General features: G+C 71.2%; 14 protein-coding genes. 10 read left to right on the forward strand and 4 right to left on the reverse strand.

All coding sequences use genetic code 11. The annotated features are described in order from the left end of the window. Window positions 1-16: 16 nt before the first annotated feature. Window positions 17-1,405, reverse strand: coding sequence for a class II fumarate hydratase (locus tag E2170_RS07275; protein ID WP_132999892.1), 1,389 nt, complete (start codon window positions 1,403-1,405; stop codon window positions 17-19). A gap of 481 nt (window positions 1,406-1,886) precedes the next feature. Here E2170_RS07275 and purB point away from each other — a divergent pair, with 481 nt between their 5' ends. The 9 genes from purB to pilH all read left to right on the forward strand — a co-directional run bounded on the left by purB (window position 1,887) and on the right by pilH (window position 12,982). Then, entirely contained in the window at window positions 1,887-3,257 is a 1,371-nt protein-coding gene (purB, locus tag E2170_RS07280; protein ID WP_132999893.1) for an adenylosuccinate lyase, read from the forward strand. A 26-nt stretch (window positions 3,258-3,283) separates the two neighbouring features. Next, the gene (locus tag E2170_RS07285) at window positions 3,284-4,507 is read left to right on the forward strand and encodes a ribosomal protein uL16 3-hydroxylase (protein ID WP_132999894.1); all 1,224 of its coding nucleotides are present in this window, start codon (window positions 3,284-3,286) and stop codon (window positions 4,505-4,507) included. Continuing rightward, window positions 4,504-5,004, forward strand: a complete 501-nt coding sequence (locus E2170_RS07290) for a DUF7931 domain-containing protein (protein ID WP_132999895.1) — start codon at window positions 4,504-4,506, stop codon at window positions 5,002-5,004. Before E2170_RS07285 ends, E2170_RS07290 begins: the two co-directional genes overlap by 4 nt. 166 nt (window positions 5,005-5,170) lie before the next feature. After that, window positions 5,171-8,041 carry a 2-oxoglutarate dehydrogenase E1 component gene (locus E2170_RS07295; protein WP_132999896.1) on the forward strand — a complete coding sequence of 957 codons (2,871 nt, stop codon included), beginning with the start codon at window positions 5,171-5,173 and terminating at the stop codon, window positions 8,039-8,041. A 45-nt stretch (window positions 8,042-8,086) separates the two neighbouring features. Continuing rightward, window positions 8,087-9,313, forward strand: coding sequence for a dihydrolipoyllysine-residue succinyltransferase (sucB, locus tag E2170_RS07300; RefSeq protein ID WP_132999897.1), 1,227 nt, complete (start codon window positions 8,087-8,089; stop codon window positions 9,311-9,313). Window positions 9,314-9,328: 15 nt separating this feature from the next. Then, the gene (gene lpdA, locus E2170_RS07305) at window positions 9,329-10,765 is read left to right on the forward strand and encodes a dihydrolipoyl dehydrogenase (RefSeq protein ID WP_132999898.1); all 1,437 of its coding nucleotides are present in this window, start codon (window positions 9,329-9,331) and stop codon (window positions 10,763-10,765) included. A gap of 108 nt (window positions 10,766-10,873) precedes the next feature. After that, the gene (locus tag E2170_RS07310; protein ID WP_132999899.1) at window positions 10,874-11,467 is read left to right on the forward strand and encodes an LOG family protein; all 594 of its coding nucleotides are present in this window, start codon (window positions 10,874-10,876) and stop codon (window positions 11,465-11,467) included. Between the two features lie 62 nt (window positions 11,468-11,529). Continuing rightward, window positions 11,530-12,522 (forward strand): YhdH/YhfP family quinone oxidoreductase, encoded by a 993-nt coding sequence (locus E2170_RS07315; protein WP_132999900.1) that lies wholly within the window; start codon window positions 11,530-11,532, stop codon window positions 12,520-12,522. A gap of 70 nt (window positions 12,523-12,592) precedes the next feature. Next, window positions 12,593-12,982 (forward strand): twitching motility response regulator PilH, encoded by a 390-nt coding sequence (gene pilH, locus E2170_RS07320; RefSeq protein WP_132999901.1) that lies wholly within the window; start codon window positions 12,593-12,595, stop codon window positions 12,980-12,982. A gap of 15 nt (window positions 12,983-12,997) precedes the next feature. On the opposite strand, the gene E2170_RS07325 is transcribed toward pilH, so the two are convergent. Beyond that, window positions 12,998-13,906, reverse strand: a complete 909-nt coding sequence (locus tag E2170_RS07325; RefSeq protein WP_132999902.1) for a DnaJ C-terminal domain-containing protein — start codon at window positions 13,904-13,906, stop codon at window positions 12,998-13,000. A 159-nt stretch (window positions 13,907-14,065) separates the two neighbouring features. Here E2170_RS07325 and E2170_RS07330 point away from each other — a divergent pair, with 159 nt between their 5' ends. Beyond that, on the forward strand, window positions 14,066-14,542 hold the full coding sequence (locus tag E2170_RS07330; RefSeq protein WP_132999903.1) for a peroxiredoxin: 477 nt from the start codon (window positions 14,066-14,068) through the stop codon (window positions 14,540-14,542). Window positions 14,543-14,576: 34 nt separating this feature from the next. Here E2170_RS07330 and pbpC read toward each other — a convergent pair whose 3' ends face one another. Then, on the reverse strand, window positions 14,577-16,997 hold the full coding sequence (gene pbpC, locus E2170_RS07335; RefSeq protein WP_132999904.1) for a penicillin-binding protein 1C: 2,421 nt from the start codon (window positions 16,995-16,997) through the stop codon (window positions 14,577-14,579). Window positions 16,998-17,093: 96 nt separating this feature from the next. Continuing rightward, on the reverse strand, window positions 17,094-22,016 hold the full coding sequence (locus E2170_RS07340; RefSeq protein WP_132999905.1) for an alpha-2-macroglobulin family protein: 4,923 nt from the start codon (window positions 22,014-22,016) through the stop codon (window positions 17,094-17,096). Window positions 22,017-22,149 lie beyond the last annotated feature (133 nt).

Genomic DNA, 22,149 nt, shown 5'->3' on the forward strand with positions numbered 1-22,149 from the left:
CCGCATGCGGGGGCTTTCAGCCCTGGATGCCGCCACGGGTCAGCGCCAGCGGATCGAGCAGCGCCCGCAGCTTCGCCTCCGGCATGCCCGTGGCCTCGACCGCGACCTCCAGCACCGGCCTGCCCTCACGGTAGGCCTGCTTGGCGATCGCCGCCGCCTTTTCGTAGCCGATCACGGGATTGAGCGCGGTGACCAGGATCGGGTTGCGCGCCAGCGCCGCCCCGACCACGTCGCGCCGCACCTCCAGGCCGTCGATCACCTTGTCCGCGAGCAGCCGCGACACCGCCGACAGCAGCCCCACCGACTCCAGCAGGTTGTTCGCGATCAGCGGCAGCGCCACGTTGAGCTGGAAGTTGCCGGTCTGCCCGGCCACGGTGATCGCCACGTGGTGGCCCATGACCTGGGCGCAGGCCATCACCGTCGCCTCGGGGATCACCGGATTGACCTTGCCGGGCATGATCGAACTGCCCGGCTGCAGCGCCGGCAGCTCCACCTCGCCCAGGCCCGCCAGCGGCCCGGAGTTCATCCAGCGCAGGTCGTTGGCGATCTTGGTCAGCGCCACCGCCAGCGCGCTGAGGTGGCCCGACAGCTCCACCGCGTCGTCCTGGGAGGCGATGCCTTCGAACTTGTCCTCGGCCGACTCGAAGCGGGTGCCCGTGGCCGCCGACAGCGCCTTCGCCACCGCCTTGCCGAAGCGCGGATCGGCATTGATGCCGGTACCGATCGCGGTGCCGCCGATGGGCAGGCGCCGCAGCCGCTTGAGCGCGTCGCCGAGCCGGGCCTCGGCCGAGGCCAGCTGCGACGACCAGGCTCCGAACTCCTGGGCGAAGCTCAGCGGCATCGCATCCATCAGGTGCGTGCGCCCGGTCTTCACCACCTTGCGCAGCGATCGGCCCTTGCGGTCGATGCTCTTGCGCAGGTGCTTCAGTGCCGGCAGCAGTTCCTCGACCACCACCAGCTGCGCCGACACGCGGATCACGGTCGGCACGACGTCGTTGGAGCTCTGGCCGAGGTTGACGTGGTCGTTCGGATGCACGGCCTTCTTCCCGGCCCGCGACGCCAGGGTCGCGATCACCTCGTTGGCATTCATGTTCGAGGAGGTGCCGGAGCCGGTCTGGTAGACGTCCACCGGGAAGTGCGCATCGTGCTCACCGGCCGCGACCTCGTTGGCCGCCTTCCGGATCGATGCTGCCACTCCCTTCGGCAGCAGCCCGAACCCGGCATTGGCCTCGGCCGCGGCGGCCTTGATCAAACCCAGTGCGCGAATGAAGCCGCGCGGCATCGGCCGCCCGCTGACGGGGAAGTTCTCCACTGCGCGCTGGGTCGATGCCCCCCAGAGCGCATCGACTGGCACCTGCAGCTCGCCCATGCTGTCGTGTTCGATCCGGAAACCCTTGCCTGCCATGTCGTCCTCCAGTCAGTAACGTCGGGAGGATACGCCTCGCCCTCATGAGGGTGCGCGCCGCAGGAGGCGGCTGGCGGGGGGAGTGCTCCGCCCCGCCAGCCGCCTCCTGCACCACCTTCCTGGCACACCCAAGCGAAAAGCGGCGGTTCCCCCTCATCCCCGAAGCCGGGAAACCACACGCCCGCGCGAGCGGGACACTGCGCGGTGGGTATGGACAGTGCACAAGGATGTGCGCGGCAGGCGAATCAGCCATGGGTGAGCGCGGGCTGCTTGCGCGGCACTGCCGCGCAGCCCGCGCGAGCGCCCGGCGCGCTGCGCCGGGCCGGACCGGGCCGCATAGCGGACCGGGCTGCTTCGCCGGTCCATACCCACCGCGTAGTGGCACGCGTCCCCCACGAAGCCCACTCAGCGACCCCACGGCCACGAAGCCAAAGCCCTCCAACGGTTAGAATGGCCGGCCCGCAACGCCAGAATCGCGCCCATGCCCGCCCTCGACCCGCTGCTCGCCCTCTCCCCGCTCGACGGCCGCTACGCCGGCAAGGTGGAGGCCCTGCGGCCGGTGTTCTCCGAGTTCGGCCTGATCCACGCCCGCGTGCGCGTCGAGATCGAGTGGCTGCTGGCCCTGGCCGCCGAGCCCGGGATTCCCGAACTGGCACCCTTCAAGGACGCCGCCACCGCCCGCCTGCGCGCGCTGGCTGACGGCTTCAGCCCCGCCGACGCCGCCCGCGTGAAGGACATCGAACGCACCACCAACCACGACGTCAAGGCCGTCGAGTACTTCATCAAGGAGCGCCTGGCCGACGACGCCGAACTCGGCCCCGCGCTGGAATTCGTCCACTTCGCCTGCACCAGCGAAGACATCAACAACCTCTCTTACGGCCTGATGCTCGACGCCACCCGCCGCGACGTCATGCTGCCCGCGCTGGACAAGGTCACCGCCACCCTGCGCGGCATGGCCCACGAACTGGCCGCCCTGCCGATGCTCTCGCGCACCCACGGTCAGACCGCCTCGCCGACCACCGTCGGCAAGGAGATCGCCAACGTGGTCGCACGCCTGGAGCGCCAGCGCGCCCAGCTCGTCGCCGTGTCGCTGACCGGCAAGGCCAACGGCGCCGTCGGCAACTACAACGCCCATGTCGCCGCCTATCCCGAGGTCGACTGGCCGGCGTTCTCGCAGCGCTTCGTCGAATCGCTCGGCCTGGACTTCAACCCGTACACCACCCAGATCGAACCGCACGACTGCGTCGCCGAGATCGCCGACGTGCAGAAGCGCATCGCCACCATCCTCATCGACCTCTGCCGCGACGTCTGGGGCTACATCTCGCTGGGCTATTTCAAGCAGGCGGTGAAGGCCGGCGAAGTCGGCAGCTCGACCATGCCGCACAAGGTCAACCCGATCGACTTCGAGAACGCCGAGGGCAACTTCGGCATCGCCGTCGCGCTGTTCGAACACTTCGCCACCAAGCTCCCGGTCAGCCGCTGGCAGCGCGACCTCACCGACTCCACCGCGCTGCGCGCGCTCGGCACCGCCTTCGGCCATGCGCTGATCGGCTTCGATGCCCTCGGCCGCGGCCTGGGCAAGCTCAGCGCCAGTCCCGAGCGCCTGGCCGCCGACCTCGACGCCGCCTGGGAAGTCCTGGCCGAGGCCGTGCAGACCGTGATGCGCCGCTACGGCCTGCCCAGCCCCTACGAGCAGCTCAAGGCCCTGACCCGCGGACAGGGCATCAATGCCGGATCGATGCGCGAGTTCATCGCCGGCCTGGACCTGCCCGAGGCCGAGCGCCAGCGCCTGCTCGAACTCACCCCCGGCGGCTACACCGGACTGGCCGAAGCCCAGGCCCGCGCCGTCTGACCCGCACCAGAGCACAGGACCCCGACATGGCCAAGCGCCCCGCCGCCCTTCCCTTCGAGGTCCAGGCCCGCGTCGGCCAGCCGCTCGGCATGGCGCCGCGCGCCTTCCTGCGCGACTACTGGCAGAAGCGCCCGCTACTGATCCGCGGCGCCTTCCCCGGCTATGTCTCGCCCATCGAACCCGAGGACCTCGCCGGCCTGGCCTGCGAGGACGGCGTGCTCGCCCGCCTGATCCAGCACGACCGCGCCCGCGACGGCTGGACCGTGCGCAGCGGCCCCTTCCCCGAGGACCTCTTCCCCGCCCTGGGCGACCGCGACTGGACCCTGCTGGTCCAGGACATGGACAAGTGGGACCCGGACATCGCCGCCCTGCTGCCGGCCTTCGATTTCCTGCCGCGCTGGCGGGTGGACGACGTCATGGTGAGCTTCGCCGCCACCGGCGGTTCGGTCGGTGCCCACGTCGACCAGTACGACGTCTTCCTGCTCCAGGCCATGGGCCGCCGCCGCTGGCAGATCGACGCCTCGGCCGCGATGGGCCGCGGCAGGCCGCCGCTGGATTTCCGCGACGACGCCGAGATCAAGCTGCTGCGCGAGTTCACGCCCAGCCACGACTGGGTGCTGGAACCCGGCGACATGCTCTACCTGCCGCCCGAGGTGCCCCACCACGGCGTAGCCGAGGACCCCTGCCTGACCTTCTCGCTGGGCATGCGCGCGCCTTCGGTGGCCGAGCTGATGGGCGATTACATCGACACCCTGGCCGCCGAGGCCGAGGAGTCCCTGCGCTACGCCGACGCCGACCTCGAGCCGGCGAAGGACCCGCACGAGATCGACGCCACCGCGATGGCGCGCGTGGTCGAGGCGCTCAACGCCGTGCGCATGGCCGACGCCGACGCCCTGGGCGACTGGTTCGGCCGCTTCATCACCGTCTACCGCGCCGCGGCCGGGCCGGGCCTGGGCGAGGGCCAGCCGCTGGCCCCCGACGAGCTGGCGCGCGCCCTGGGCGGTGGCCTGGTACTGCAGCGCCATCCCTGGACACGCGTGGCCTGGCGCCGGGCGAAGAAGGGCGCGCGGCTGTACGTGGCGGGCCTGGCCCTGTGCATGCCGGTCACCGACGCGAAACAGCTGGCGCTGGCCGCGAGACTGGACGCCGAGACCTGGGACACCCTCTCCGACGCCGGCCGCGACTGCGTGGCAGGCCTGCTGGCCGAAGGCCACTACCGGCTGGAGGCCCCCGACGAGGACACGCCATGAGCACGCCCCGCACCGGATCCGACACCCTCACCATCGGCGACCGCGAAAGCGCGGTGCAGGCCACCATCGCCCTGGTCGCGGGCGCCCGCCGCCGGATCCGCATTCTCAGTCGCGTGCTCGACCCCGGCCTGTACGACGATCCGGCCGTGCTCGAAGCCCTGCGCGGCTTCGCCACCTCGACCACCGACGCGGAAGTGCGGCTGCTCGTGCTCGACGCCACCGCCATCCAGCGCGCCCACGCCCCGCTGCTGGGCCTCGCCCAGCGCCTGCCCAGCGTGTTCCAGTTCCGCGAGCTGTCCGACCCGGTCGATCGCGCCCGCGCCGACGCCTTCCTCGCCACCGACGCCGGCGGCTGCTACCACCGCGAATTCGGCCACCGCTTCGACGGCGAGGCCCTGCTGGCCGGTGCCGGCCGCGCGCGCCAGCTCTGCGAAGCCTTCGATCCGGTGTGGGAGCGGTCGCGTCCGTGCAGCGAGCTGCGCGCGCTCGGGCTCTGAGGGGCGCTCCGGCACCCCGCAAACGGAACGGACCGTGACCCGGCGTGATGCGCCGCGGCAAAGCCTCCGGCTATAATTGCGCTTTCCCCCGCCCACGCGCCGCGGCCGCATTCATGGATTGCGGGACTGGCGCGCGCCAACCCTAGAAGAGCCCGACCAGACAGACGTGGACAGTCTACTGAAGCAGTTTGCGCAGTCCTCCCAGCTCGGCGCCAATGCCGCCTTCATCGAGGACCTGTACGAGCAGTATCTCGTGGACCCCGACAGCGTCGGCGACAAGTGGAAGGCCTGGTTCGACGGGTTCAAGGGCCGCGAGGCCGGCGACATCCCGCACTCGGTGGTCATGGACGCGGTCGCCCGCGCCGGCCGCGAGGCCAAGGCCGGGGTGGTGGTATCCGGCGCCAGCGGCGGCGGCGACCTGGAAGCCCAGCGCAAGCAGGGCTCGGTGCTCAAGCTGATCACCGCCTACCGCTCGCGCGGCCACCTGCAGGCGGACACCGATCCACTGGCCATGGCCGGGAAGATCGACGCCCCCGATCTCGACCTGCCCTTCCACGGCCTGTCCGACGCCGACCTCGACACCGAGTTCGCCACCGGCCCGGGCGGCGGCACCAGCACCTTCGGCGGCGCCCCGCGCATGCGCCTGCGCGACCTGCTCGCGCTGCTGCGCGCCACCTATGCCGGCCCCATCGGCGCCGAGTTCATGCACATCCCGCAGGCCGAGCAGCGCCGCTGGATGTACGAGCGCATGGAGCAGGCCGGCGGCCGCTACAGCCTGACCGCCGACGAGCAGCGCCGGATCCTCGAGCGCCTGACCGCGGCCGAAGGCCTGGAGCGCTACCTGCACACCAAGTACGTCGGCCAGAAGCGCTTCTCGCTGGAAGGCGGCGACTCCCTGATCCCGCTGCTCGACACCGTGATCCGGGGCGCCGGCAAGGACGGCGTCAAGGACATCGTGATCGGCATGGCCCACCGCGGCCGCCTGAACGTGCTGGTCAACACCCTGGGCAAGAACCCGCGCAAGCTGTTCGACGAGTTCGAGGGCAAGTTCGAGCACCACGAGCTGGCCCACGCCGGCGACGTGAAGTACCACATGGGCTTCTCCGCCGACGTCGCCACCGACGGCGGCCCGGTGCACCTGGCCCTGGCCTTCAACCCCTCGCACCTGGAAATCGTCGACCCGGTGGTCGTGGGTTCGGTGCGTTCGCGCCAGGAGCGCCGCCAGGACGAGGCCCGCCGCCAGGTGATGCCGATCCTGATCCACGGCGACGCCGCCTTCGCCGGCCAGGGTGTGGTGATGGAGCTGTTCCAGATGTCGCAGGCGCGCGGTTTCGCCGTCGGCGGCACCGTGCACGTGGTGGTCAACAACCAGGTGGGCTTCACCACCAGCGCCCGCGAGGACGCCCGCTCCACCCTGTACTGCACCGACGTGGCGAAGATGATCGGCGCCCCGGTGCTGCACGTGAACGCCGACGACCCGGAGGCCGTCGCCTTCGCCGCGCGCCTGGCCTACGACTTCCGCCAGGAATTCAAGAAGGACGTCGTGATCGACCTGGTGTGCTACCGCCGCCACGGCCACAACGAGGCCGACGAGCCGGCGATCACCCAGCCGGTGATGTACCAGGTCATCCGCAAGCACAAGACCACCCGCGAGCTCTACGCCGCGCAGCTCGAGTCGGCGGGCGTTCTGGACGCCGGCGGCGGCCAGGCCCTGGTCGACCGCTACCGCGACAAGCTCGACTCGGGTGAGGTCACCACCGAGCTCGCCGAAGTCGAGAAGACGCCGCCGGAAAGCCGCCTGTTCGTCGACTGGGGCAGCCTGGTCGCCGGCAAGCTCTCCGACAAGGCCAGCACCTCGGTCAAGCCGGCCAAGCTCAAGGAGCTCGCCAGGGCGATCACCACGATCCCAGAGGACGTGAAGCTGCACTCGCGCGTGGCCAAGGTCTACGACGACCGCCGGAAGATGGCGGCGGGCGAGATCCCGGCCGACTGGGGCTTCGCCGAGAACCTCGCCTACGCCACTCTGCTCGACGAGGGCTTCGGCCTGCGCCTGGTGGGCCAGGACGTCGGCCGCGGCACGTTCACGCACCGCCACGCCATCCTCCACGACCAGAAGACCGACAGCTATTACCTGCCGCTGCGCCAGCTGGTGGACGATCCCCTGCGCGCGACGGTCATCGACTCGCTGCTCAGCGAGGAAGCGGTGATGGCCTACGAGTACGGCTTCTCCACCACCGACCCGAACACGATGTGCATCTGGGAGGGCCAGTTCGGCGACTTCGCCAACGGCGCCCAGGTCGTGATCGACCAGTTCATCGCCTCGGGCGAGGCCAAGTGGGGCCGCATCAGCGGCCTGACCCTGCTGCTGCCGCACGGCTACGAAGGCCAGGGCCCCGAGCACAGCTCGGCGCGCCTGGAGCGTTTCCTGCAGCTGTGCGCGCTGGACAACATGCTGGTCTGCGTGCCGTCCACCCCCGCCCAGGCCTTCCACATGCTGCGCCGGCAGATGCGCATGACCACCCGCAAGCCGCTGGTGGTGATGAGCCCGAAGTCGCTGCTGCGCCACAAGCTCGCCGTGTCGAGCCTGGACGAGCTGGCCAAGGGCGAATTCCAGCACCTGATCGGGGACGCGTCGGCGGATCCGAAGAAGGTCAAGCGCGTGGTGCTGTGCTCGGGCAAGGTCTACTACGACCTGCTCGAGGACCGCGAGAAGCGCGGCCAGGACGACGCCGCCATCGTGCGCGTCGAGCAGCTGTATCCCTTCCCTCGCGAGGCGCTGGTCGCCGAGCTCGGCAAGTACCCGAAGGCCGCCTCGGTCGTCTGGTGCCAGGAAGAGCCGCTGAACCAGGGTGCCTGGTACCAGATCCGCCACCACCTGCAGTACTGCGTGCCCGACGGGCTGGAGCTGCACTACGCCGGCCGCCAGCGCTCGCCCTCGCCCGCCGTCGGCCACTTCGCCGAACATGTCGCCGAGCAGCAGAAGCTGGTCGCCGATGCCCTCACCTCCCCGGTCGGCAGCGTCTTCGACGCCGACTGATTCCCGAAACCTGCTGACAGCCACGACCCAGGACGCATCAAGACCATGGCCACCGAGATCAAGGTACCGGTACTTCCCGAATCCGTTTCCGACGCCACCATCGCCACCTGGCACAAGCAGGTCGGTGATTCCGTCGCGCGCGACGAGAACATCGTCGACCTCGAGACCGACAAGGTGGTGCTCGAGGTGCCCTCCACCGTCGAGGGCGTGATCAAGGAGCTGAAGTTCGCCGAGGGCGACACCGTCACCAGCCAGCAGGTGCTCGCGGTCATCGAGGAAGGCGCCGCCCCGGCGAAGTCCGCCGAGGCCCCGAAGGCCGAGCCGGCCGCCGGCGCGCAGGAAGTGCAGCCGAAGGCCGAGGCCGCCAAGGCCGAAGCCAAGGCGCCGTCGTCCACCCGCCCGGCCCCGGTGTCCGGCGGTGCCGCCGACCTGCCCCCGGGCGCGCGCTTCACCGCCGTCACCCAGGGCATCGATCCCTCGCAGGTCGAAGGCACCGGTCGCCGCGGCGCGGTGACCAAGGAGGACCTGGTCAACTACGCCTCCGGCAAGACCGCCGGCGTCTCCGGCGGCCACCGTCCGGAAGAGCGCGTGCCGATGACCCGCATCCGCAAGCGCATCGCCGAGCGCCTGATGCAGTCGAAGGAATCGATCGCCATGCTGACCTCGTTCAACGAGGTCAACCTGGGCAAGGTCATGGCCATGCGCAAGGAGCTGGGCGAGTCCTTCCAGAAGCAGCACGGCGTCAAGCTCGGCTTCATGAGCTTCTTCGCCAAGGCCGCGGCCAACTCGCTGCAGAAGTTCCCGGTGATCAATGCCTCGGTCGACGGCGACGACATCATCTACCACGGCTATGCCGACATCTCGATCGCGGTCTCCACCGACCGCGGCCTGGTGACCCCGGTGCTGCGCAACGTCGAGCGCATGGGCTTTGCCGACGTCGAGAAGGCGATCGGCGACTACGCGGTCAAGGCCCGCGACGGCAAGCTCGGCCTGGACGACCTCCAGGGCGGCACCTTCACCATCACCAACGGCGGCACCTTCGGCTCGCTGATGTCGACCCCCATCGTGAACCCGCCGCAGTCCGCGATCCTGGGCATGCACACCATCAAGGAGCGCCCGATCGTCGAGAACGGCCAGATCGTGGCGGCGCCGATGATGTACATCGCGCTCAGCTACGACCACCGCATCATCGACGGCAAGGACGCGGTGCAGTTCCTGGTCGACATCAAGGACCAGCTCGAGAACCCCCACCGCATGCTCCTGGGCATGTAAGGACAAGGAACCGAAATGGCTGAACAGTTTGACGTTGTCGTGATCGGTGCCGGCCCCGCCGGCTACCACGCCGCGATCCGCGCCGCCCAGCTGGGCATGAAGACCGCCTGCATCGACGCCGCCCTGGGCAAGGACGGCAAGCCGGCGCTCGGCGGCACCTGCCTGCGCGTGGGCTGCATCCCGTCCAAGGCGCTGCTGGATTCCTCGCGCCAGTTCCACAACCTGCAGCACATCTTCGGCGAGCACGGCATCACCGCCAGCAACCCGAAGATCGACGTCGAGAAGATGGTCGGCCGCAAGGACGCCATCGTGAAGCAGTTCACCGGCGGCATCGCGCAGCTGTTCAAGGCCAACAAGGTCACGCCCTACTACGGCTTCGCCACCCTGCACGCCGACCGCCTGGTGAAGGTGAAGCAGCACGACGGCAGCGAGGTCGAGCTCACCGGCACCAACGTGATCATCGCCGCGGGCTCGGATTCGATCGAGCTGCCGTTCGCGAAATTCGACGGCGAGACCATCGTCGACAACGTCGGCGCGCTCGATTTCACCGAAGTGCCCAAGCGCCTGGCCGTGATCGGCGCCGGCGTGATCGGCCTGGAGCTCGGCAGCGTGTGGAAGCGCCTCGGCGCCGAGGTCGTGATCCTCGAGGCGATGCCGGACTTCCTGGCCGCGGCCGACGCCGAGGTCTCGAAGGTCGCCGCACGCGAGTTCAAGAAGCAGGGCCTCGACATCCGCCTGGGCGCCAAGGTCTCGAAGGCCGAGGTCACGGGCAAGGGCAAGAAGAAGGAAGTGCAGGTCACCTTCGCCGACAAGAAGGGCGAGGAGACGATCACCGTCGACAAGCTGCTGGTCGCCGTGGGCCGCAAGGCCGCGTCCAAGGGCCTGCTGGCCGAGGGCAGCGGCGTGAAGCTCACCGAGCGCGGCCAGATCGAGGTCGACGAGCACTGCCACACCGGCGTCGACGGCGTCTGGGCCGTGGGCGACTGCGTCAGAGGCCCGATGCTGGCGCACAAGGGCTTCGAGGAAGGCATCGCCGTGGCCGAGCTGATCGCGGGCCTGCCGGGCCACGTCAACTTCGACACCATCCCGTGGGTGATCTACACCGAGCCGGAGCTGGCCTGGGTCGGCAAGACCGAGCAGCAGCTCAAGGAAGAAGGCATCCCGTACAAGGCCGGCAGCTTCCCCTTCGCCGCCAACGGCCGCGCGGTGGCCATGGTCGAGCCGGCGGGCTTCGTGAAGGTGCTGGCGCATGCGGAAACCGATCGCGTGCTCGGCATGCACCTGGTCGGCGCCAACGTCTCCGAGCTGGTGCACGAGGGCGTGCTGACGATGGAGTTCAAGGGCTCCGCCGACGACCTCGCCCGCATCTGCCACGCCCACCCGAGTCTCTCGGAGGTCGTGCACGACGCGGCGATGGCGGTCGACAAGCGCTCGATCCACAAGGCGAACTGAGGGCGGCGTGGGGTTCGCCCTGCCTCCCCACTCCGCCAGCAACAGACACCGGCGCCGGGCACTGCCCGGCGTCGTCCTTTCCGGATCCATGATCGAGGTGCCCCGATAATGAAGAGCCTCTGCGTCTACTGCGGTTCCAACAGCGGCGCCAACCCCGCCTATGCGGCGCAGGCGATCGACCTGGGCACGCGCATGGCCCGCGACGGCATCCGCCTGGTCTACGGCGGCGGCAACATCGGCCTGATGGGCACCGTGGCCGACGCCGTGCTCGCCGCCGGAGGCGAGGTGACCGGGGTGATCCCGAAGCAGCTGGTGGACATGGAAGTGGCGCACCTGGGCCTGACCGAGCTCGAAGTCGTCGGCTCGATGCACGAGCGCAAGTCGCGCATGTTCGACCTCGCCGACGGCTTCGTGGCCCTGCCCGGCGGCTTCGGCACGCTGGAGGAGATCGTCGAGATGCTGACCTGGCGCCAGCTCGGCATCGGCACCAAGCCCTGCGCCATCCTCGACGTCGAGGGCTATTACCAGCCGCTGGTCGCGATGATGGACCGCATGGTCGAGGAGCGCTTCCTGCACCCCGGCCAGCGCGACGACCTGTGGACGGGCCGGGACATCGGCGCCATGCTCGAGTGGATGCGCGGCTACGAGCCCGCCCAGGCCTCGAAGTGGCTCGACGAGAAGCGCGGACGCGAGCTGCGGTGAATCGCAATCGGTATCACCGATAATCAGCGGACCGCGACCAAGGCGGTCAATGGAGAAACGGCATGAGCATCCCCCACGCGTTCCGCGCATTCCGCATCCACAGCGACGACGCCGGCTACCGCGCCGGCCTCGAGGAGCTCGGCATCGACGACCTGGCACCGGGCGAAGTGGTGCTGCGCACCGCGTACTCCTCGGTCAACTTCAAGGACGCGCTGGCCGGCACCGGCAAGGGCAAGATCCTGCGCCGCTTCCCACTGGTCGGCGGCATCGACGTCGCAGGTCACGTGGTTGCGTCGACCGACCCTGCCTTCAGGGAAGGCGACGAAGTGCTGGTCACCGGCTCCGGCCTCAGCGAAACCCGCGACGGCGGCTATTCCGAATACGCACGCGTGGAATCGAAGTGGGCGGTGAAGCTGCCCGCCGGGCTGTCGCTGCGCGAGTCGATGATCCTCGGCACCGCCGGCTTCACCGCGGCGCTCGCTTTGCTGCGCATGGTCGAGAACCGCCAGCACCCGGGACTCGGACCGCTGGCAGTCACCGGTGCCACCGGCGGCGTCGGCTCGCTGGCCGTCGACATCTTCTCCAGCGCCGGCTACGAGGTGCACGCGGTCAGCGGCAAGCCCGAACAGGCCGATTACCTGAAAGGCATCGGCGCAAGCGAAGTCATCGGCCGCGACGCGCTCGCCACCACCCGCCCGATGGAGTCCGCGCGCTTCGGCGGCGGCCTCGACAACGTCGGCGGCGCAATGCTGGCCAGCCTGCTGGCGCAGACCACGCCCTACGGCAACGTCGCCAGCGCCGGGCTGGCGGCCAGTCACGACCTGCCCGCCACCGTGATGCCCTTCATCATCCGCGGCGTGTCACTGCTGGGCGTGGCCTCGGCCGGCACCGCGCGCGACATCCGCGACGAGGTCTGGCGGCGCCTGGCGACCGACTGGAAGCCGCGCCACCTCGACCGCATCTGCACCCGCGAAGTCGACCTGGAAGGGCTGCCAGGGGTCTTCGAAAGCATGCTTGCAGGCGGCTCGCTGGGGCGTACGCTGGTCACGCTGTGACGACGTCGGGCGCCCGTTTGCAGGGCCGTCCACGCCCGTTACAATCAGCCCGACTTGAATGGGGGACAACATGGCGCGCATCCTGATCGTCGACGATTCGCCGTCGCAGCTGATGGGCATCCGCCGCATCGTGGAGAGCCTGGGCCACGAGGCGCTGATCGCCGAAGACGGCGCCGCCGGCGTCGAGGCCGCCAAGCGCGAGCTGCCGGACCTCATCCTGATGGACGTGGTGATGCCGAACCTCAACGGCTTCCAGGCCACGCGCTCGATCACCCGCGATCCCAGCACCAAGCACATCCCGGTGATCCTGGTGACCACCAAGGACCAGGAGACCGACAAGGTCTGGGGCATGCGCCAGGGCGCGCGCGCCTACATCACCAAGCCGTTCAGCGACGTCGAACTGTCGGAAACGATCAGCAAGGCGATCGCCGGCGAACCCTCGCCGCCGACCGCGGCCTGAGCCCTGCGCGGCGCCTCAGCGCCGCCGCCACTCCCCGGAAAACGCATCGCGCAGGGCCTCGTAGGCGGCCTTCTGCGCGTCGTCGCGCGGCGCCGGGGCCTGCACCTCCAGCTCCACGATCTGGTCGCCATCGGCCTGGCCGCCGCTGCCCGGCAGGCCGCGGCCGCGCAGGCGCAGCCGGCGACCGGCCTCGGAGCCGGCCGGCACCTTCAGCTCCACCGTGCCGCCCAGCGTCGGCACGCTGACGCTGGCGCCCAGCGCCGCCTCCCAGGGCGCCACCTCGAGCGCGTACAGGATGTTGCGGCCGTCGACCTCGAAGCGCGCGTCGGTGGCGTACTCGACTTCGAGCAGCAGGTTGCCGCCGGCTTCGCCCTGCCCCGCCAGACGTATCACCTGCCCCGGGCGGATCCCGCGCGGCACCTTCACCTCCAGCGTGCGGCCGCTGACCGCGATGCGCATGGCGCCGCCTTTGTGCACCGTGTCCAGCGGCACCACCAGGCGCGCGCGGGTGTCGCCGCGCGGCGGCGTGCCGAAGCCCGGGCCACCGCGCTGCTGCGCCTGGCGCCGGAACAGGCTTTCGAAGAAGTCGCTGAAGCCGCCGCCACCGCCGTTGCCGCCGCCGAAGACCTCCTCGAAGTCGAAGCCCGGGCCGGCACCGTTGCCGCCGAAGCCACCCGGCGGCGGATGGATGTCGTCGCCGGGACGGTAGCCCCGGTTGCGCAGCTGGTCGTAGGCCTTGCGGCGCTCGGGGTCGCGCAGCGCCTCGTAGGCCTCGTTCACGGCCTTGAAACGGTCCTCGGCGTCGGACTCCTTGCTGACGTCGGGATGGTACTTGCGCGCCAGTCGCCGGTAGGCGGTCTTGATCTCGGCGTCGCCGGCGCTGGGCTCGACGCCCAGGATGGCGTAGTAGTCCTTGAACTGCATGCGTTCTCCACTCGCGTCGCGCGGCGGGGGCGGAGCGCCGGCCGCGGCAGGTTAGCAATATCGGGGCGATGCGGCGCAAGGCAAGCCCCCACCACCGCGGCGTGGCACCATGCGCCTGCGGTGGTCGATCCCGGCCGCCCCCGACCACACGGAGCCCCCATGCCCATCCAGACCGGCGACGCCATTCCCGAAGTGACCCTGAAGTACATCGACGACGGCGTGCAGACCATCGACACCCCGACCCTGTTCGCGCACAAGAACGTGGTGCTGTTCGCGGTGCCCGGCGCGTTCACGCCCACCTGTTCCGAGCGCCACCTGCCCGGCTTCGTCGAGCGCTTCGACGAGTTCCGCGAACGCGGCATCGAAGTCGCCTGCATGGCGGTCAACGATCCCTTCGTGATGCAGGCCTGGGGCGAGAGCCAGCACGTTCCCGAGGGCCTGCGCATGCTCTCCGACGGCAACGGCGATTTCGCCCGCGCGCTCGGCCTGGAGATGGATGCCGCCGCCTTCGGCATGGGCCTGCGCAGCAAGCGCTTCGCGCTCTACGCCGAGGACGGCGTGGTCAAGCAGCTGTTCGTCGAGGCGCCGGGCGAATTCAAGGTGTCGTCGGCCGAGCACGTGCTCGGCGCGATCTGAGGTTTCTCCGGCCGACGGGTCTCCCGCCGGCCACTCAGGGGGCGACGTCGAAGGCCAGGCTGGCCCAGGCGCCGCCCTCGGCCAGGGCCGTCAACTGCTGGCGGCCAGCCTCGGGAAATTCGCGCCACAGCGGCTGGCCACCGCGGGTGCGCCCGACCAGGCGGCCGTTGAGCAGCCACTGCACCTCGCCCTCGGCGCCGACCGCGCGCAGGGCCAGCCGCGGCGGTTTTGCAGATCCGGGTGCGCGCAGCAGCAGCGCGCCATCGTTGACGCCCTCGATGCGCAGGGCCAGGGCGGCGCCGCGGCCGTCGTCGGCGCAGTCCGGCGCCAGCGGCGGCAGGCGCGCGGCGGCACGGTCGGCGGCTCCCAGCCAGGGCGAGGCCAGCGCCGGCCAGCGTGCGATGTGGCGCGGCTCGCGCTCATGCGCGGCCGAACAGTCGGCGGAAAGCCGGCGGCCGCTGGTCGCGTCCACTTCGATCCGCTCCAGGCCCGCGCTCCAGCTGCGGGCCTCGCGCTCGGGCAGCGTGGGCGGCACCGCGCCGTCGAGCACCCAGGCGTCCATCCGCCGCCGGCAGGCGTCCTCCGGCTGGTCTTCCAGCGCCGTTCCCAGCGGCCAGCACACCGTGCGCCCCGACACGCTCGCCGGCTGCGGCAGGCGCGCGCCGTCACCGGCGCGCTGCGGCAGGCTGTCGAAGACCTCGAACAGCAGCGGCAGCGCGGTCACCGCCCCGTACTGGCCCGGCAGCGGCGTGCCGTCGGGACGCCCCACCCACACCCCCACCGTGTAGCGCCGCGTGGTGCCCAGCGCCCAGGCGTCGCGATAGCCGTAGCTGGTGCCGGTCTTCCAGGCCACGCGCTGGCGGCGGCCGGTGTCGAAGGTGTCGGCGCGCTCGCCCGGGCGCGGATTGGCGGCCAGGATCTCGTGCACGACCCAGGCCGAACCCGGCGACAGCAGGCGGCGGTCGACCACTGGATCATCCGCCGCGTAGCGCACGCGACCCGCGATGCCGCCGCGCGACAGCGCCGCGTGGGCGCCGACCAGGTCTTCCAGGCGCGCGCCGGTGCCGCCCAGGATCAAAGTGAGGTTGGGCCGGGTGCCGCGCGGGAAGCGCAGGCCGATGCCGGCATGATCCAGGCGCGCCGCGAAGCGTGCCGGGCCGACCCGGTCCAGCAGGTCGACCGCGGGCACGTTGAGCGACAGGCGCAGCGCATCGGCCACCGACACCGGGCCGTTGAATGCCGCATCGAAGTTGCCCGGGCGGTAGCCACCGAAGGACTGCGGCGCATCCAGCAGCAGGCTCTGCGAATGCACCAGGCCATCATCGAGCGCCATGCCGTAGACAAAGGGCTTGAGCGTGGAGCCCGGCGAGCGCCAGGCGCGCACCATGTCTACGTGGCCCAGGCGCGCGGCGTCGCCGAAGGCCGCGGTGCCGAGGTAGGCGCGCGCCTCCATGCGCTCGTTGTCGACCACCAGCAGCGCGGCCGAGGTGCGTTCCGGCAGCTGGCTGACGTAGGCCGTCAGGCGCTCTTCAAGGGTGCGCTGCAGGGCGGCGTCGATGGTGGATTCGATGCGCTCGGCGTGCGGATCGCGCGCGCGCAGGCGTTGGGCGAGGAGCGCGGCCGACAGCGGCGGCTGCAGGGCGCGCGCGACCACGGGCTCGATCAGCGCGTCGTCGACGTCGGCGCGGCTCCAGCGGCCGCTCGCGACCATGCGTTCGAGCACCTTGTCGCGCGCGCGCCTCGCGGCCTCGGGCTCGCGGTCGGGGCGCAGGCGCGTCGGTGCCTGCGGCAGCACCGCCAGCAGCGCGGCCTCGGCGTGCGAAAGCCGCGCCGCCGGCTTGCCGAGGTAGGCCCAGCTCGCCGCCTCGACGCCCTCGATGGTGCCGCCGAAGGGCGCGCGCTCGAGGTAGAGCGTCAGGATTTCGTCCTTGGACAGGTGCGCCTCGAGCTGGATCGCGCGCAGCATCTGGCGCAGCTTCCCCGGCAAGGTGCGCGGATGCGGCTCGAGGATGCGCGCGACCTGCATGGTCAGGGTCGATCCGCCGGAGACGATGCGACCGCTCGTGGCCGCCTGCCGCGCGGCGCGCAGCAGGGCCACGGGGTTCACGCCGGGATGGCGGCGGAACCAACGGTCTTCGTAGGCCAGGAGGGCTTCGACGTAGAGCGGTGAGACCGAGGCCTCGGACGCCGGATAGCGCCACACGCCATCGGCATCGGCGAAGGCGCGCAGCGGGGTGCCGTCGCGGGCGGTGACCAGGGTGGCGTGGTCGCGGGCTTCCGGCAGGGGCGGCGGGAACACCAGGTCGAGCGCAAGCAGTGACAGCAGCAGCGCCACCGTGCTCCAGCGCAGGAGCGCCGGAGCACGCCGACGCAGCCACCCGTTGCGAGCGGCGCCGTCGGCCGGAAGTACGGTCGCGGCGCCGGCCGGTTCAGCGACGGGAGCGCCCCGGACCATCAGTGCGGTGTCCTCCACAAGCCAGCCGCGGAGGACGGCCGGCGGCAGCGGTCCGCCGGGACGTCAGCGCGGCCACCGCCGCTCCTGCTGGAATGGTCACGGCTGCACCACCGTCAGGCGCTCCGGCACCGCGCGGCCGACGCCGCGCAGCTCGGGACGGTACATGTCCTCGGCCAGCGGCGGCGGCACCGTGTACTCGCCAGGCGTCACCGCGCGCACCAGGTAGAACACGTCGGCCGCGCGGCCCGCGTCGAGCTTGATCGCGGCGACGTAGCGGTCGTCGCGGAATTCCTCGTGCAGCAGCTCGGCCGCGTTGCCGCGGTCGCTCAGGCGGATACCGCCGACCACCACGTCGGCCCAGGCCGAGGCATCACCGAGGTTCATGTTCTCGACCTCCAGCCCCGCCGGCAGCAGTTCGGTGAGCAGGGCGTCGGGCATGGCACGGTCGGCGGTCAGGGTGACCCGCGCCACCAGCGCCTCGCCCTCGCGCAGCGGGCGCGGCGTCCAGGCCTTGCCGTCGGTGGTGTACCAGCGGCGCTCGACGCGCAGCACGCTGTCGTCGGGCGCGGGCGCCGTGCGCGGGATGCCGGCCACGTCCATGCTCGCGTACAGCGGCGCCTCGCCCTGCGGCACCAGGCGGACGCCGGCCGCCATCGCCGCGTGGCCATAGCTGCGCGAGAAGCGGCGCATCGGCTCCAGCGTTTCCTGCACGCCGGCCTCGGTCAGGCTGCCGGTGAAGGTCTTGCCGGCGGTTCCGCCCAGCTCGCGGCCCAGACGCGCGATCGCTGCCTGTTCCTGCGTGCTCAGGTAGAACCAGCGCGCCTTGCGACGGGCGTCCAGCTCGGCGCCGACCCCGCGCAGCCCCGCCGTGCGCTGCGGCGTGGCCAGGTCATGCTTGCGCGCCAGGGCCTGCATCAGCGCGGCGTCGCGCAGCGGCGTGCCGTAGTCGCCCAGCCAGCCGGGGCGGTCGCCCTTCCAGGCGAAGGCTTCGTCCAGGGCCTTGTTGCCGCGCGTGGCGTCGCCCTGCAGCGACAGCGCAAGCCCAAGGTGGGCCAGGGGCATGGCGCTGCGCGCGGCGCCACGATCGTTGTCGTACAGCGCGCGCAGGGTGCCCAGCGGCGCGCGGTTCACGCGCGCCAGCACGTAGCCGGCATGGGCCTTGTAGGCCACGCGCAGGTGGCTGCGATTGTCGCGGCCGTAGAACTGCTGGCCGTCGGACAGCAGATCCTCGGACAGGCGCGACAGCGTCCGCTGCAGCATCGCCTCGGACACGTCGAAGCCGGCCTCGCGCGCGTCGAGCATGAACTCGGCGATGTACGGGGTGAGGGTCGGCTCGGTGCCGCCGCTGCCGCCCCACATGCTGAAGTGGCCCGAGCTGGCCTGCAGCGCGGCCAGCCTGCCCAGCGCGCCCTCCATGCGCCGCTGGCGGCTGTCGCCAGGCAGCGGCGTCATGCCCCAGGACGCTGCAGTCGGCGCGTCGAGCACCAGCGCCGCATAGCCCTTGCTGGCGGTCTGTTCCGCGCAGCCGTAGGGATAGCGCAGCGCGCCCTCGAGCGCGGCGGCGAAGGCGATCGGCGGCGTCGCGCTCAGGCCCAGGCGTGCGTTCACCGATCCCGGCAGCAGGCCCTCGGCCAGCGCCGGATCAAGCACCACCGGCGCCAGCGGATCGAGCACCTGGCTGCGCGAGCGCAGCACCTGCGGCCAGGGTGCGCGCACCGGCAGCTCGTAGCTGCGATCGACCGCAACGCCCGGGCCATCGACGCGCACGCGCACCTTGCCGACGTCGTGGCCATCCAGCGCGCGCAGCGGGAAGGACAGGGTCGAGCGGCCGTCGACGGCCAGCTTCGCCTCGCGCGTGCCCTCCTCCACCCGCAGCGGCCCGACGCCCTCCACGCGCACGCGGAAGTCGCCGGCCTTGCCGGTGAAGTTGGACAGGTCGAGCGTGACCGTGGCGCGGTCGCCCGGCGCCATCACCCGCGGCATGCTGGCCTCGGCCACCAGCGGCGCGCGCACCAGCAGTTCGCTGTCGCGGTTGCCATAGGCCTCGTCGCCGAACACCAGGGCGGACACGCGCAGGGTGCCGTTGAAATCGGGCAGCGTGAACTCGACCGTGGCATTGCCCTTCGCGTCGAGCTTCACCGGGCCCGAGAACAGGTCGACGGTCTGCACGCGCGCGGTCGGGCGCCGCGCCTGCGGCAGTGCTTCCAGACCCTGGTCGCCGCCGAAACGCAGGCGCGCGGTGCCGCCATCCAGGCTCTCGATCACCCGGCCATAGACGTCATAGGCGTCCACGCCCAGGCGCCGCTGCGCGAAGAAGTGGCGGTTGGCGTCGGGCACCGGATAGCGGGTGATGTTGAGGATGCCGACGTCCACCGCGGACACGGTCGCGTGCGCGGTCTTCCCGGCCAGCGCCGGCACGGCAAGCGTCACCCGCAGGGTCTCGTCGGGCTTCGCCTGCTTCGGCAGCGACAGGCCGACCGCCACGCGGCGGTCGCCGCGCGCCATCGGCACGTGGGCCACGCCGACCGCGCGCGCCGGGGTCACCTTGCTGGTGGCGCTGCCACCGCGGAACACCAGGGCGGTCACGTAGACGTCGTGGCGCTCCCAGTCTTCGGTCACCGGCACCTTGAACGTGCTGCCGGCGCGCGCGTCGATCGCCTGCACATGGAGCAGCCTGTCGCTTTCCACCAGCAGCAGGCCCTTGCCCGCGTGCGGCGGCGTGACCGTCACTTCCAGGGTGTCGCCGGCGCGGTAGCCGGTGCGGTCGAGCGCCAGCTTGACCTTGTCGGGGCGGGCGTCGAGGCCGCGGTTGTCGTCGTCCCAGCTCCAGCCGGCATTGAAGGGATAGCGGGTGACCAGGCCGGTGTCCGGATCGCGCACCTCCAGCCGGTAGCCGCCCCACTCCACCGGGAAATCGACGCGGGCGGCCGACGCCCCGGCGTCCAGGCTGCGGGTCTCGACCACCTCGAACCGGCTGGTGTGGCTGTAGCTCCAGCCGCCGTCCTCGTCGAAATTCCAATGGTAGTCACGGCGCTCGCGCACCAGCTTGAGCTCGAGCCCCGCCAGTGGCCGCGGCTTGCCGTCCGCATCCACGCGCAGGATCTCGAAGCCCGCCCGGGCGTTCGCGTCGCTGCCCTCCTTGTCGTCGAACAGCGGGCGCACGCCGACCAGGGCATCGGCCGGCCACAGCACGCGCTTCAGGCTGCGGTTGACGGTGCGGCCGCCGCTTTCGTACAGGCTGCCGGCCACCACCACCGACACCGGCGTGTCGCCGCGCACTTCGGCGGGCAGCGGCAGCGTCTGCGCGAGCTTGCCGGCGTCATCCAGCACGGTATCGACCACGTCCTTCGCTTCGCGCGGCAGCTGCACCGTCGGGTCGCCGAAGAACCAGCCCGGCAGCGACTCCAGCGGATGCTGCTCCACCGCCACCGCCAGGCGCGCGGTGAAGCGGTTGCCCGCGGCCGGCGCGCCGTAGAGGTAGGCACCGGTGACGTCCATACGCAGCTGGTCGCCCTTGGCCAGGCGCGCCTGCGGGCTTTCCAGCTCGAGCTTCATGCGCTCGGGCAGGAACTCCTCGATGCGCAGGTCCATGCCCTGGACCACGTCCTTGCTGGCCGGGTCGGTGCGGAACTCGACCTGCCAGCGGCCGGTCGGTGCTTCGGCCGGGATCTCCTTCTCGAAGCGGTAGTAGCCCTGCGCGCCCGCTTCCAGGCGCGATTCCACGAACACCTTGCCGTCGGGCTGCTTCAGGCGCGCGAACAGCGGCTGCGCCTTGCCGTCGGCCGCGGCCGGCACCGGCCTGCCGTCGGCGTCGCGCAGCAGGGCCGAGACCCGGACCGTCTCGCCCGGGCGATACAGGTCGCGTCCCGACCACGCGAAAACCTCGAACCAGGCCTGCCTGCGCCCCGCCACCGCGAACTCGGACAGGTCCAGCGCGGGCTGGTTGAACGGCAGCAGCGAGACATCGCTGCCGCGGGTGGCGACCAGCACCTGCGCAGCGTCCAGCCTGTGGTTGAGCACGGCATTGCCGTTGCCGTCGGTTTGGGCCTTGAACACCGGCGCGCCGTCCTTGCCCAGCACCTTCAGTTCGACCCCGCCCAGCGCCCCGCCGCCCTGCAGCGAGGCCGTGTGCACGAACAGCTGGTCGGCATAGGCGCGCACGTGCAGGCCGATGTCGCTGACGCTGAAGAACGCGGTGTCGTACATGCCGTCGAAGCTGCCGGCGCGTTTCATCGTGGCGAAGTACAGGCCCGGCTGCTGCAGCTCGGCGATGTCCTGCAGCGGCAGGTAGGTGACCGCACGCTCGTTGCGCTCGCCGCCGAGCACGAAGCGGTTCACGTAGACCGGTTCGGCCATGCGCGTGATGCTGCGGCTCTGGCGATAGTCGTTGTCCAGCTCCCAGCTGCTGCGGCGCCCGCCGCGCTGGTACTCGGTGAAGAAGCGCGGCAGATCGGATTCGCGCACGCGCAGGAACTCGACGTCGACTTCGGCCACGTTCACCGAGACCACCGGCAGCCCGCGCGACTCCCGCGCCGGCAGCACGCTGCCCTGGGAGGCGAAGCCCGCGGCGGGCTTCAGTTCGCCGGTGTAGACCTTCTGCTCGATGTCGCGGCCCAGGGTGCTGCCGTCGGCGGCGGTGAGCGCGGCGGAAATGCGCAGCGTGTACTCGCGGTCGGCCTCGGCGAAGGGGAAGCGCAGCACCTTCCCCTCGTCATCCAGGCTCCAGCTGCTGTCCTCGCCCACCGGCTCGGCGAAGGTCAGCAGCCGGTCGAAGTCCTGGGTGCCCACCAGCGGCTGCGAGAACTCGACCGCCACCGACAGCGAACCCTCACTCTGGTCGGGCCAGGCGCGGACCAGGCCGAAGCCTTCCACGGTCGCGCGTTCGGCGACGATGGCCTCGCCCCCGGGCGTCGGCAGCTGCCCGCCCTCGTTGCGCTTGCAGCCCGCCAGCAGCGCGGCCACGAGCATGACGCCCACGGCAAGCAGCCGCAGCCCGATCGATCGGTCGATTCCCTTCATTGCCGGTGCCCCTCAGGAGTAGCCGGCAGTATAGGAGCGCCGGCAGCCTGGACGACAACGCGCGACGACGCGGAACGGGGTCGGCGGATGCCGCGCCGTTTCGCGGTGGCAGGCCTGCGGGTGCGAACCGGCC

This window comes from Luteimonas arsenica (genome assembly GCF_004352825.1).
Classification (GTDB): Bacteria; Pseudomonadota; Gammaproteobacteria; order Xanthomonadales; family Xanthomonadaceae; genus Luteimonas; species Luteimonas arsenica.